Annotated in this window: 8 protein-coding genes; all 8 read right to left on the bottom strand. The window is 72.0% G+C overall.

The features are described 5' to 3' along the window. Positions 1–200 precede the first annotated feature (200 nt). On the bottom strand, positions 201–3,467 hold the full coding sequence (tmk, locus tag ACQPXS_RS25990; RefSeq protein ID WP_433451672.1) for a dTMP kinase: 3,267 nt from the start codon (positions 3,465–3,467) through the stop codon (positions 201–203). A gap of 280 nt (positions 3,468–3,747) precedes the next feature. Then, a complete protein-coding gene (gene topA, locus ACQPXS_RS25985; protein ID WP_433451671.1) occupies positions 3,748–6,579 on the bottom strand; it encodes a type I DNA topoisomerase in 2,832 nt (943 codons plus the stop codon). A 264-nt stretch (positions 6,580–6,843) separates the two neighbouring features. Beyond that, complete coding sequence (locus tag ACQPXS_RS25980; RefSeq protein ID WP_356300005.1) at positions 6,844–7,041, bottom strand: hypothetical protein; 198 nt, start codon at positions 7,039–7,041, stop codon at positions 6,844–6,846. Between the two features lie 486 nt (positions 7,042–7,527). Beyond that, complete coding sequence (locus tag ACQPXS_RS25975; RefSeq protein WP_433451670.1) at positions 7,528–9,057, bottom strand: DUF7059 domain-containing protein; 1,530 nt, start codon at positions 9,055–9,057, stop codon at positions 7,528–7,530. Positions 9,058–9,314: 257 nt separating this feature from the next. Further along, the gene (locus tag ACQPXS_RS25970) at positions 9,315–9,944 is read right to left on the bottom strand and encodes a small secreted protein (RefSeq protein WP_433451669.1); all 630 of its coding nucleotides are present in this window, start codon (positions 9,942–9,944) and stop codon (positions 9,315–9,317) included. A gap of 209 nt (positions 9,945–10,153) precedes the next feature. Then, a complete protein-coding gene (locus ACQPXS_RS25965; RefSeq protein ID WP_433451668.1) occupies positions 10,154–12,556 on the bottom strand; it encodes a sodium-translocating pyrophosphatase in 2,403 nt (800 codons plus the stop codon). A 269-nt stretch (positions 12,557–12,825) separates the two neighbouring features. Further along, complete coding sequence (locus ACQPXS_RS25960; protein ID WP_356300013.1) at positions 12,826–13,257, bottom strand: ATP-binding protein; 432 nt, start codon at positions 13,255–13,257, stop codon at positions 12,826–12,828. 202 nt (positions 13,258–13,459) lie between these two features. Then, positions 13,460–13,801: an anti-sigma factor antagonist BldG gene (bldG, locus tag ACQPXS_RS25955; RefSeq protein ID WP_010986038.1), complete on the bottom strand. Its 342-nt coding sequence runs from the start codon at positions 13,799–13,801 to the stop codon at positions 13,460–13,462. Positions 13,802–13,854 lie beyond the last annotated feature (53 nt).

Here is a 13,854-nt window from a genome sequence, read left to right as displayed (position 1 = left end):
GGTCACGCCGCCCTTCCGTCACACTCCGCGTTCCTGCCCTCCATTGTGCGGGCGGCCACTGACAACGCGGTCCGGCCGCCGGTCCGGTGATCCCGGCCGGACCTTTCGGCACGGGGCGCAAAGGCGAGGGCGGCGCCGGCCGCTGCTGCGACCCGCACCGCCCTGAGCCCGTACTTCCGGGGCCGCGAGAGACCGGTCCCTCAGCCGCGCCGGCCGCGGCCCCTGCGGCCCTGCTCCTCGTCGTGGTCGCCGTACTCCCGCTCGTCGTACGAGCCCAGCAGCTCGTCCGCCAGCGACGGCAGGTCGTCCAGCGGGGTCTCCTCGGCCCAGTCGGGACGCGGCCGGCGGCGGGGGTTGCCGTCGGCATCGAGCTGCGGCATCTCGCGCGTACGGTCCTCGGAACCGTCGGGGCCGGCGGCGGGCCGCTCGTCCCGGAAGAAGCCGGGCGGCACCCGGCCCGCCGGGTCGTCATCCCGTACGGGCGGCAGTACGGCCGTCTCGTCCGCCGCACCCGGAACCACCGGCGGCAGCACCGCGGTCTCGTCCGCCGCACCCGGAACCACCGGCGGCAGCACCGCGGTCTCGTCCGCCGCACCCGGAACCGGCGGGAGCACCGCGGTCTCGTCCGCCGCACCCGGAACCGGCGGGAGCACCGCCGTCTCGTCCGCCGCACCCGCGACCGGCGGCTGCGGCAGCTCGGTCGTCACCTCGGCGTCGGTGCCGTGTGCGTCCGGCTTCACCACCGGGGTGGGAACCGTCGCCGCGTCCGGGGCCAGGCCCGGCGCTGCCTGCAGGGGCGTGCTGGACCGGCGGGCCGCCGTGTCGGCCGCCGCCGCTGCCTCGGCCGCCTGCCGGCGGGCCTCCTCGGCGCGCAGCAGCGCCTCCTCGGCCTTGCGCTGCTTCTCCAGGCGGCGCGCTTCCTCTTCCGCGCGCAGCCGGGCCTGCCGGGCCTCTTCCTCGGCGCGCAGCCGGGCCTCCTCCTCGGCCTGCCTGCGGCGCCGCTCCTCCTCGGCCCTGCGGCGGGCCTCCTCCTCGGCGCGGGCCTTCTCCTCGGCGAGCAGCCGCTGCCGCTCCTCCTCGGCCCGCCGGGCCGCTTCGGCCGCCCGCTGTCGGGCCTCCTCCGCCTGCCGTTCGGCCTCGCGGCGCTGCGCCTCCTCCAGCTCGCGGCGCTTGCGTTCTTCCTCCTCGGCGCGCAGCCGGGCCAGCTCCTCCTGGCGCTCGCGCTCCAGGCGCTCCTCCTCGGCCTTGCGCGCGGCCTCTTCCTCGGCCTTCTTCCGGGCCTCCTCCTCGGCCTTCTTCCGGGCCTCCTCCTGGGCCTTGATCTCGGCCTCGGACAGGGGCAGCACGGTGTCGAGCCGGTGCCGGATCACCGTGGTGACGGCCTCGGGCTCCTGGCCGGCGTCCACGACCAGGTAGCGGCCGGGGTCGGCGGCGGCCAGCGTGAGGAAACCGGAACGCACGCGCGCGTGGAACTCCGCCGGCTCCGACTCCAGCCGGTCCGGCGCCTCGGTGAACCGCTCGCGGGCGGCCTCCGGGGAGACGTCCAGCAGGACCGTCAGGTGCGGGACGAGCCCGTTGGTCGCCCAGCGGTTGATGCGGGCGATCTCGGTCGGGGACAGATCGCGGCCGGCGCCCTGGTAGGCGACGGACGAGTCGATGTAGCGGTCGGAGATGACCACCGCGCCGCGCTCCAGGGCGGGACGTACGACGGTGTCGACGTGCTCGGCCCGGTCGGCGGCGTACAGCAGCGCCTCCGCGCGGTGGGACAGGCCCGCCGAGGACACGTCCAGCAGGATCGAGCGCAGCCGCTTGCCGACGGGTGTGGCCCCCGGCTCGCGGGTGAGCACGACCTCGTGGCCCTTGCCGCGGATCCACTCGGCGAGTGCCTCGGCCTGGGTGGACTTGCCGGCGCCGTCGCCGCCCTCGAGGACGACGAAGAACCCGCCGGCCGCCGGTGCCTCGACCGGGTCGTCGCCGCCGAGCAGCGCGTCCTTGAGGTCCTGGCGCAGCGGGATGCCGGAGCGGTCGTCGACCTTGGCGAGCACCAGGACGGCCAGCGGCAGCAGAAGCGCGCCGACCAGCATCAGCGTGAAGGAGGCGCCGCCGTGCGTGAAGACGAATTTGCCGTTCTCCAGCCGGTGCCGGCCGATCAGCCCGGCGACCACGGGCGCGATCAGGGCGCCGAGCGCTACGAAGACCCGGACGACCGCGTGCAGGTGCTCGGTGACGCGGGTCCGGCGGTAGTCCTCGGTCTCCTGGTCGAGCAGGGCGTGTCCGGTGTTCGCGGCCACGCCCGCGGTGACGCCGGCCAGCGTGACGATCAGCAGGACCGTGGTGACGTCCGGGACCAGTCCGGCGGCGAGCAGGGCGATGCCGGTGAAGGCGATCGCGAGGGCGAGCAGCCGGCGGCGCGAGAGCGACGGCAGCAGCGCGGGGGCCGTACGGATGCCGACGGCGACACCACCGGTCAGGCCCAGCACCAGCAGGCCGTACAGGACCGGGCCGCCGCCCAGGTCGGTGGCGTGCAGCACGCACACCGAGACGGCCGCCGCGATGGCTCCGGCGACCGCGGCGCAGGCCGGGACGAGCAGCGGGATCGCGCCCGTACGGCCCTTGTCGACGCCGGTGCCGGTACGCGGGCGGCGCAGGCCCTCCAGCGGGGACCGCGCGCGCGGGGTGCGTACGTCGGGCAGCTCCAGGAAGGTCAGCACGGACAGGGAGGCGGCGAACAGGCCGGCCGCCACATACGCGCCGAGGGCCGCCTGGTGCTGGTCGAACCAGGCCACGCCGGTGCCCAGCAGGTTGTTGAGCAGGGCGGCGACGACCAGCGCGGCGGCCGCCAGCGGGATGGCCAGGAAGCTGGTGCGCAGCGAGAGACGGCGCAGGGCGTCCATGTGATCCGGCAGCGGCCGTACGGTGGCGCCCTCCGGGGGCGGGCCGGGCAGCAGGGCCGGGGCCGCGCTCTCCCGGCACACCGTCCACAGGCGCTCGGCCACGCCGGTGACGAAGGCGGCGACCAGCAGAAGGGCCAGCGCGTTGTCCGGCGTCCAGTCGATCCACAGGGGCGCGACGATCAGCAGCGCGGCGCGCACGCCGTCGGCGCCGACCATGGTCCAGCGGCGGTCGAGGGGGCCCTCCTGGGCGGTGAGCGAGTTCAGCGGGCCGAGGAGGACCGCGCCGAACAGCAGCGCGGCGAGGACGCGCGCGGCGAAGACCGTCGCCACTGCGAACGCCACACCCCGGTATCCACCGCCGAACGCGCCCTGGGCGATCGCCGCCTGGAGGGCGAGGACCACCAGGACCAGGAGGGCGAGGGTGTCGCCGACACCGCTGACCAGCTGCGCGCTCCACAGGCGCCGCAGCTCCGGTCGGCGCAGCAGGGAACGGACGGCGCGCTCGCGGGAGTCCGCGACCAGGGCGTCGTCCGGGGCTGTGGTGGGGGCCGTTGGCTGCTCGGCTCGCGTCATGCGTTCAGCCTATCCGGAGGCACCGACACCACACCCCGCCGCCGCTGGCATGGGCACGCCCCGACACCAAAGTGATGCCGGGTCGTTCGCTCTGCGAAGCCGGAAGGCACCGGAGGCGAGTCTCCTCCCCCGCCCGGGGCGGGTCGGCCGTCCGGGCGACAGCGGCCGGCGCTCCGGGCGGGAAGCCGTGGTCGCCCGGAGCGCGAAGCCGCCGGTCCTCCACCCCGGAAGCCGCGGGTGCCGGAGCGGAAAACCGCCGAGCCCTGTCCCGGAAGAGGTGTCAGTCCTCCGTGCCGGATGCCGTGGTCTTGGAAGCGGTCGCCTTCTTGGCCGTCGTCTTCTTCGCCGTGGTCTTCTTCGCGGCCGCGGTCGTCTTCTTCGCCGCCGTCTTCTTGGCGGCGGTCTTCTTCGCCGGGGCCGCCTTCTTGGCCGGGGCCTTCTTCGCGGTCTTCTTGGCGGGCCCCTTCGCGCGCTTCTCGGCGAGCAGCTCGAAGCCGCGCTCCGGGGTGATCGCCTCGACGCTGTCGCCGGAGCGCAGGGTCGCGTTGGTCTCGCCGTCGGTGACGTACGGACCGAAGCGGCCGTCCTTGACCACGACCGGCTTGCCGGAGACCGGGTCCTCGCCCAGCTCCTTCAGCGGCGGCTTGGCGGCGGCCCGACCCCGCTGCTTCGGCTGGGCGTAGATCGCCTGGGCCTCCTCCAGCGTGATCGTGAAGATCTGGTCCTCGGACTGCAGCGAGCGCGAGTCCGTGCCCTTCTTCAGATACGGGCCGTAGCGGCCGTTCTGCGCGGTGATCTCCTGGCCGTCGGCGTCCGTGCCGACGATCCGCGGCAGCGACATCAGCTTCAGGGCGTCGTCGAGCGTCACCGTGTCGAGCGACATCGACTTGAACAGCGAGGCCGTGCGGGGCTTGACCGCGTTCTTGCCGGTCTTCGGGGTGCCCTCGGGGAGGACCTCCGTGACGTACGGGCCGTAGCGGCCGGCCTTGGCGACGATCGCGTGGCCGGTGGCCGGGTCGGTGCCCAGCTCGAAGTCGCCGCTGGGCTTGGCCAGCAGCTCCTCGGCCAGCTCGACGCTCAGCTCGTCCGGCGCCAGGTCGTCCGGGATGTCGGCGCGCTGGTGCTGCTCGGTGTCCTTCTCGCCGCGCTCGATGTAGGGGCCGTAGCGGCCGACGCGGAGCACGATGTCGTTGCCCACCGGGAACGACGACACCTCGCGCGCGTCGATCGCGCCCAGGTCGGTCACCAGCTCCTTGAGGCCGCCGAGGTGGTCCCCGTCGCCGTTGCCGGCGTCGGCCGCGCCGCCCGTGGCGGTGCCCTCACCGAAGTAGAACCGCTTCAGCCACGGCACGGCCTGCGCCTCACCGGCCGCGATGCGGTCGAGGTCGTCCTCCATCTTGGCGGTGAAGTCGTAGTCGACGAGCCGCCCGAAGTGCTTCTCCAGGAGGTTGACGACGGCGAAGGACAGGAAGGACGGCACGAGCGCCGTGCCCTTCTTGAAGACGTAGCCGCGGTCGAGGATCGTGCCGATGATCGACGCGTACGTCGACGGGCGGCCGATCTCGCGCTCTTCCAGCTCCTTGACCAGCGAGGCCTCGGTGTAGCGGGCCGGGGGCTTGGTGGCGTGGCCGTCGACCGTGATCTCCTCGGCGGACAGCGCGTCGCCCTCGGCGACCTGCGGCAGCCGGCGCTCGCGGTCGTCCAGCTCGGCGTTCGGGTCGTCGGCTCCTTCGACGTAGGCCTTCAGGAAGCCGTGGAAGGTGATCGTCTTGCCGGAGGCGCTGAACTCGACGTCCCGGCCGTCGGCGGCGGTGCCACCGATCTTCACGGTCACGGAGTTACCGGTCGCGTCCTTCATCTGGGAGGCGACGGTCCGCTTCCAGATCAGCTCGTAGAGCTTGAACTGGTCGCCGGTCAGGCCGGTCTCGGCGGGAGTGCGGAAACGATCACCCGAGGGGCGGATCGCCTCGTGGGCCTCCTGCGCGTTCTTGACCTTGGCGGCGTAGGTGCGCGGCTGCGGGGGCAGGTAGTCGGCGCCGTACAGCTGCGTGACCTGGGCGCGGGCCGCGGCGATCGCGGTGTCGCTCAGCGTCGTGGAGTCCGTACGCATGTACGTGATGTAGCCGTTCTCGTACAGCTTCTGCGCGATCTGCATGGTCGCCTTCGCGCCGAAGCCGAGCTTGCGGCTCGCCTCCTGCTGCAGCGTCGTCGTACGGAACGGGGCGTACGGCGAGCGGCGGTACGGCTTGGACTCGACGGACCGCACGGAGAAGCGGGTGTTCTCCAGGGCGGCGGCGAGGGCGCGGGCCGTCGCCTCGTCGAGGTGGAGGGTGTTCTCGCTCTTGAGCCGTCCCACGGAGTCGAAGTCGCGGCCCTGCGCGACCCGCCTGCCGTCGACGGTCTGCAGGCGGGCGACCAGCGACGACGGGTCCGACGGATCCCCCGCGCGGCCGGTGGCGAAGGTGCCCGTCAGGTCCCAGTACTCGGCGGAGCGAAACGCGATGCGCTCGCGTTCCCGCTCGACGACCAGACGTGTGGCGACGGACTGCACGCGGCCGGCCGACAGGCGCGGCATGACCTTCTTCCACAGGACCGGCGAGACCTCGTAGCCGTAGAGGCGGTCGAGAATGCGGCGGGTCTCCTGGGCGTCGACCAGCTTCTGGTTGAGCTGGCGCGGGTTGGCGACGGCCTCGCGGATCGCGTCCTTGGTGATCTCGTGGAAGACCATCCGCTTGACGGGGATCTTCGGCTTGAGGACCTCCTGGAGGTGCCAGGCGATCGCCTCGCCCTCCCGGTCCTCATCGGTGGCGAGGAACAGCTCGTCGGAGTCCTTCAGCAGGTCCTTGAGCTTCTTGACCTGTGCCTTCTTGTCGGCGTTGACCACATAGATCGGCTGGAAGTCATGGTCGACGTCCACACCGAGGCGGCGTACCTCGCCGGTGTACTTCTCCGGCACCTCCGCGGCGCCGTTGGGGAGGTCGCGGATGTGCCCGACGCTCGCTTCGACGACGTAGCCGGGGCCGAGGTAGCCCTTGATCGTCTTCGCCTTGGCAGGCGACTCGACGATGACGAGTCGGCGGCCGCCCTGTGCGGTCTCGCTGGTCGGGGACAACTTCGCTCTTCTCTCCGGTCGACGCTGGGGCCTCCCCAGGGCTTCTCCCGGGGTCGCGGCGTGCTGGCACGTGTGACGCTGCGGAGTGTGACGGTACATCCCGCCCCCGTGTCAAACGGGAAAAGCCCACAACGGCCACTCGAACGGTAACCCGACTACCGCCATTCCTGCCGCCCGGACTACCGGGTACCCACCCGAGGCATGTCCGGAGCGTGACGCTCCCCTTACTTTCGCGGCACTGTCGGCGCCGCGGACCCGCCGACGTCAGAGGCGGCTCAGGCAGTACCCGCCGAGGGCCAGCGCGACCGTCCCGGCCACGCTCGCGAGGGCCACCGATGCGACCTGGTTCACACCGTGGGCCACCGGCTCGCGGCGCCTGAGACGGGTGCCGGTCCAGGTCAGCAGGGCGCCCCCGAACAGGGCGAACACCATTCCCGCGAAGATCGCCGGCCCGCTCTCCATCCCCGCCCACCTCTTCCGTGCCGTCCGGCTCCGCCCGCGCCGGGAGACTGGCACGCGCGGGAGACGAGCGGGGGACGGGCAGGCGACGTCGGGGTGAACGACAGGTCGACGTGATATCGAACACGTGATCGACCGGCGCCCCGGACGGATGTCACATCCATATTTTTCCGGCCGTTTTCCCGACACCGGCGCGTCAGGGCAGCGGGACGGGCGTCCACGGCAGCGGCATGGGCGCGTCACGACACCGCCGACGGCCCGCCATCCCGGCCCGGGCCACCGGCATACGGCGATGATCCCGGGCGCGGCCACGAGGGCATCGGGGGACGGCTACGACCGCACCGGTACCCGGCGTACCTCAGGAGACCCGGCCGCCGTAGCCCACCGCACGCCGGACCGGCCGCCGTAGCCCACCGCACGCCGGACCGGCCGCCGTAGCCCACCGCACGCCGGACCGGCCGGCGCGGCCTGTCGCCGCGCCCGGCTCGGTCAGTGCGCCGGCTCGAGGAAGCCCTGCTCCACCAGCAGGCGGATCTGGGCGGGCGTGCGGTCGCGGAGCACCACCGGGTCCTCGTCCATGAGCTGGGCGATGGCGTCGAGGATGCGGCCCGCGCTCAGCGTGCCGTCGCAGACGCCCGCGAACCCGGCGCCGACCGTGTCCACCTTGGTGGCCCGGCGCATCCCGCGGTGCTGGCGCAGCACCACATGCTCCGGGTCCTCGGCGCCGGGCAGCCCGACCTGCTCCTGGACCACCTCGGCGGCGAGCTTGAAGTGGCTGTCGAGGAGCGCCGCGTCGTCGTTCTGCCGGAGATAGTCGAGACGCTCGAAGTGCGCCCGGATGGTGGCCCCGAGGGGCTGCTCGACCGGGTGCGGCCACTCCTCCACCGTGACGACGGGCTCGGCGGAACCCGTCCGGCGCAGGGTGATCCAGCCGAAGCCGACCGCCTTGACCTTGCGCGCCTCGAACTCGTCGAGCCAGGCGTCGTACCGCGCCTGGTACTCCGCCGGATCCCCGCGGTGGTCACCGGCGTCCCTCAGCCACAGCTCGGCGTACTGCGTGACGTCCTGTACCTCGCGCTGCACGATCCAGGCATCGCACCCGCGCGGCACCCACGACCTGAGTCTGTCCTGCCAGTCCTCCCCTGCCACGTGCTGCCAGTTGGCGAGGAACTGCGCGAACCCGCCCTCGTTCAGCCGTTCCCCCGCCTGCTGAACGAGCGAGCGGCACAGATCGTCCCCGCCCATGCCACCGTCCCGGTACGTCAGCCGGGCACCGGGCGAGATGACGAAGGGCGGGTTGGAGACGATCAGGTCGAAGGTCTCGTCGTCCTGGACCGGCTCGAACAGCGAACCCTCGCGCAGGTCGGCGGCGGGCGCGCCGGAGAGCGCGAGCGTGAGCGCGGTGATGTGCAGGGCGCGCGGGTTGAGGTCGGTCGCCGTCACGCGCGTGGCGTGCCGCGTGGCGTGCAGCGCCTGGATGCCGGAACCGGTACCGAGGTCCAGGGCGGAGGCGACGGGGGTACGTACGGTGATGCCGGCGAGTGTCGTGGACGCGCCGCCGACGCCCAGGACGACGCCCTCGTCACGCTGTCCGATGCCGCCGGCCCCGCCGACCGCGCAGCCCAGGTCGGAGACGATGAACCAGTCCTCGCCGTCCGGGCCGCCGTAGGGGCGCACGTCCACGGTGGCGGCCACCTCGTCGGCGCCCACGCGCGTGAGCCACCCGGCCTCCAGTGCCTCCTCGACCGGCAGAACGGCCGCCACGCGCGCGTACGGCACCGGTTGCTGGAGCAGGAACAGCCGTACGAGCGTCTCCAGCGGCGTGTCGCCACGGGTCGCCCTCAGGGCGGGCACGGTCTCGCTGCGGGCCAGCGCCGCGTACGCGGGGGCGCCGAGCAGGTCCAGCAGCCCGTCGGCGGTGAAGGAGGCGGCCAGCAGCGCGCCACGCAGGCGTGCGGCGATGTCGGGCCGGTCGGAAGCGGGCAGGGAAGCGAGTCCGGAGTCAGTCACACCCCCCATTGTGGCCCGCGGCCCCTCCCGCACGCGGCCTCAGCGCGCCTCACCGACACGGTTCGGGCACGCCTGAGAACCCCACCCGGTCACGGCCCACCGGGCGGCGCCGGCCGACAGCCGGGAAGGGCGGACAGCGGGGAACGGCGCCGCCGCCGTCGACGCACGCGGCGCGCGTGGGGCGGCGACACGGCCCCAGGCGGCCCGAGCGGGGCCGCCGAGCCTGCCCTGCGACCCGCGAGCAGCCCGCCGGCGTAAGGGGCGGGTCAGCCCGCCGTCGGTGAGGACGAGGACGACGAAGCCGTGGCCGCGACCTTCTTGCAGCTGGCCTGCTGGGCGATGGCGTTCTTGACGTCGCCCTGCTGGAGCTTCTCCAGCGCGTCGGTGCCGCTCTTGTGCTGCTTCTCCAGGTCCGTCATCTGCACCGCGATGTCGTGCAGACCCGAGGCGAACTTGGCCTGGTCCTTGGTGTTCAGCGCGTCGACCTGCTTCTTCAGACCGGCGTAGGAGGCGGAGAGGCCGTTGAAGCTCTTCACGACGTCCTGGAGCCGCTTGCCGCCGTCCTGGACACCGGGAGGCGCGCCCGCGTCGCTGACGGCGGTGGCTATCGCCTTGTAGCCGTCGGCCATGTCCTGGAAGGCCTGCGAGTCGGTCTTCTGGAGGGTCTCGGGCTTGGCGGTGTCGGCCGCCGTCGTGCTGATCGCCGCGTTCGCCGCCTTGATCTTCGCGTCCTGCGCGGGCACCGCGTCGCACACCGACTTGGCCCAGGCGACCAGCTTGGGGTCGGGTCCCTTGTCACCGCCGCTGCTGGTGCAACCGGACAGCGCCACCACCAGTACCGCACCGCCGGACAGTGCGGCCGCGAGCTTCTTGTTCACCGGATTGGTCCCTTCCATGGCTCTCGGCCCACGGACCCTACACGGCGGACGCACACCCTCCACTCCCCGAACGCCCCCTAAGGTGCTCTTTGGGGTGCTTTGCACCAGGAGAGAGAAGCCTCACCACGTGGGCGAGCCCACAGCCGCGCCCGCACACGGAAACGGGCGGGCGGCGCGTCTGGACGCGCCGCCCGCCCGCCCGTTGAGCAGGGCCTTCCCCGGAAGATCTAGGAAACCACCGCCGTGTTCGGTGAGTTGGAGACCCGCTCGGCGTTCTCGTCGTCACCGACGGCGATACCGCGCCGCTTGGAGACGTACACGGCGACGACGATCACCAAGAGCGCGAGGACCGCGATCGCGATCCGTACCCCGAGGCTCTTGTCGCTGCCGTAGGAGAACTTGATCACCGCGGGCGCGATGAGCAGCGAGACCAGGTTCATGACCTTCAGCAGCGGGTTGATCGCCGGTCCCGCGGTGTCCTTGAAGGGATCGCCGACGGTGTCGCCGATCACCGTGGCCGCATGGGCCTCGCTGCCCTTGCCGCCGTGATGGCCGTCCTCCACCAGCTTCTTGGCGTTGTCCCAGGCGCCGCCGGAGTTGGCGAGGAACACCGCCATCAGCGTTCCCGCGCCGATCGCGCCGGCGAGGTAGGAGCCCAGCGAGCCGACGCCGAGCGTGAACCCGATGAAGATCGGCGCCATGACGGCGAGCAGACCCGGCGTGGCCAGCTCCCGCAGGGCGTCCTTGGTGCAGATGTCGACGACCTTGCCGTACTCGGGCTTCTCGGTGAAGTCCATGATCCCGGGCTTCTCACGGAACTGCCGCCGCACCTCGAAGACCACCGAACCGGCCGATCGCGACACGGCGTTGATGGCCAGTCCGGAGAAGAGGAAGACGACCGCGGCGCCCGCGATGAGGCCGACGAGGTTGTTGGGCTGGGAGATGTCCAGGGACAGACTCAGCGGCGCGCCCGGCCCGGTGAGTCTCACCCCGACGTCCTGCACGTTGGTGGTGATCGCGTCGCGGTACGACCCGAACAGCGCCGACGCGGCGAGGACGGCGGTGGCGATGGCGATGCCCTTGGTGATGGCCTTAGTGGTGTTGCCGACCGCGTCCAGGTTGGTCAGCACCTGTGCGCCCGCGCCCTCGACGTCGCCGGACATCTCGGCGATGCCCTGCGCGTTGTCGGAGACCGGACCGAAGGTGTCCATCGCGACGATCACACCGACCGTGGTGAGCAGGCCGGTGCCGGCCAGCGCGACCGCGAACAGCGCGAGCATGATCGACGTACCGCCGAGCAGGAACGCGCCGTACACACCGAGCCCGATGAGCAGCGCGGTGTAGACGGCGGACTCCAGACCGACCGAGATCCCGGACAGGACGACGGTGGCCGGTCCGGTGAGGGAGGTCTTGCCGATGTCCCGGACCGGGCGGCGGTTGGTCTCGGTGAAGTAGCCGGTCAGCTGCTGGATGACGGCGGCGAGCAGGATGCCGATCGCCACCGCGACCAGGGCCAGGATCCGCGGGTCGCCGCCCTTGCCCCTGATCGCCGCGTCCGTCACGCCGTGGAGCGCGGAGTACTTCGAGGGCAGGTAGACGAAGACCGCGACCGCGACCAGCGCGAGCGAGATCACCGCGGAGATGAAGAACCCGCGGTTGATCGCGCTCATGCCGCTGCGGTCGGCGCGCCGCGGGGCGACCGCGAAGATGCCGATCATCGCCGTGAGGACGCCGATCGCGGGCACCAGCAGCGGGAAGGCCAGTCCGGAGTTGCCGAAGGCGGCCTTGCCGAGGATCAGTGCGGCCACCAGGGTCACGGCGTACGACTCGAAGAGGTCCGCCGCCATGCCCGCGCAGTCGCCGACGTTGTCGCCCACGTTGTCGGCGATGGTCGCGGCATTGCGCGGGTCGTCCTCCGGAATGCCCTGTTCGACCTTGCCGACCAGGTCGGCGCCGACGTCGGCGGCCTTGGTGAAGATGCCGCCGCCCACACGCATGAACATGGCGATCAGGGCGGCGCCGAGGCCGAAGCCCTCCAGCACCTTCGGAGCGTCGGCCGCGTACACCAGCACCACGCAGGAGGCGCCGAGCAGGCCGAGCCCCACCGTGAACATGCCGACGACGCCGCCCGTGCGAAATGCGATCTTCATCGCGGTGTGCGAAACGGTGGTGAGATCCTTTTGCGGTTCGCCCGGTGCCGGGGTGGCTTCCCGGGCCGCCGCGGCGACCCTGACATTGCTGCGCACGGCGAGCCACATGCCGATATAGCCGGTGGCCGCCGAGAACGCCGCTCCGATCAGGAAGAACACCGATCGTCCGGCACGCTGATTCCAGTCGTCCGCGGGCAGCAGCAGGAGCAGGAAGAAGACGACGACGGCGAATACGCCGAGCGTGCGCAGCTGCCGGGCGAGATACGCCTTCGCGCCTTCCTGGACCGCCTCGGCGATCCGCTTCATGCTGTCGGTGCCCTCGCCGGCGGCCAGCACCTGGCGCACCAGGATCCCCGCGACCACCAGCGCGGCCAGTGCGACCGCCGCGATGACGGCCACGATGATCCGGTTGTCGTTGGTCAGGACCGCGGCCGCGAGGGATGTGGGGTGACCAGATTGAGGGGTAGAAAGCCCCGCCATTCGTCCTCCTTGACGCTTGGGCTGAGCTCAAGATGTGGGGATTCTAGGTACCTCAGTGTGATCTAAACAGAGCGCGGTAAACGGAATCCGCCTCCGCCGACTCATCAGTAAATGATCGAGATCCCGCCCGACAACCCGAATGGAGTAATGCCCCCAGGGCATTCTTAATGATCGTGAATTCCTTCACGAATTCACGGGGCGCCGTCTGACGTCGGAAAAACACCGAGGGCCCTGCTCGGCAGGGCCCTCGTGAAGTGGTACGGCGGCGCTCAGAGCAGCGCTGTGGCCGGGGGTGTGGTCGGCCAGGTCATGCGGATCAGGCCGCCGTCGTGTCCGGTGGAGACCTGGACGTCGTCGACGAGGCCGCTGATGACCGCGAGGCCCATCTCGTCCTCCTCGATCTCCGCCTCGACGTCCTGTCCGGCCCCGGGCGTGTCGCCCGGGACGGCGTGCGGCGCCTCGTCGCCGACTTCGATGGAGAACTGTTTCTCCTCTTCGATCAGCGCCACCTTCACAGGCGCGCTGATGCCGCTGCTCTGGTGCAGTCCGACGGCACGGGAGCAGGCCTCGCCGACGGCGAGCCGGAGCTCGTCCAGGACGGCCTCGTCCACTCCGGCCCTGCGTGCCACCGCTGCCGCCACCAGCCGGGCGGTCCGGACGTGCTCGGGCAGCGCGCTGAAGCGGAGTTCGACGGTGGCCATGCATCCCCCTCGCGACTACGGGCGTGCGGTCGGGGGCGGGGCCGCCGAGAGCCCGCACCCCCTGATGTGCTTCTGTGCCCCGGGCCGCTCAAGGACCCGGGACGGAACCGGTCGACGCACCGGCCGCGCACGCGGCGGGCCGGACGGAACCGGCCGGCGTCCGGACTCCGACGGGAGCCCGGCGCCGGTGACCGCTCCAGGGTCAGTCGGTGGCCGCCACCGCTTCCTCGACCGAGGTGTGGATCGGGAACACCTTGGTGAGGCCGGTGATACGGAAGATCTTGAGAATGCGCTCCTGGTTGCAGACCAGGCGCAGCGAGCCCTCATGGGCACGCACTCGCTTCAGGCCGCCGACCAGCACGCCGAGCCCGGTGGAGTCGAGGAAGTCCACGCCCTCCATGTCGACGACGAGGTGGAAATTGCCGTCGTTCACCAGCTCGACCAGCTGCTCGCGCAGCTTGGGCGCGGTGTATACATCGATTTCGCCACCGACCTCGACGACCGTACGATCGCCGACGGTACGGGTCGACAGGGACAGGTCCACGGATCCTCCAGCACCTTGCTATCGAGCGGACGCCCCTCGGGACACCTCGGCGG

The organism is Streptomyces sp. CA-142005 (genome assembly GCF_050942335.1).
In the GTDB taxonomy this organism is placed as follows: Bacteria; Actinomycetota; Actinomycetes; order Streptomycetales; family Streptomycetaceae; genus Streptomyces.
The sequence above is the reverse complement of the archived record's forward strand: the minus strand, read 5'-3'. Positions and strand labels throughout refer to the sequence as shown.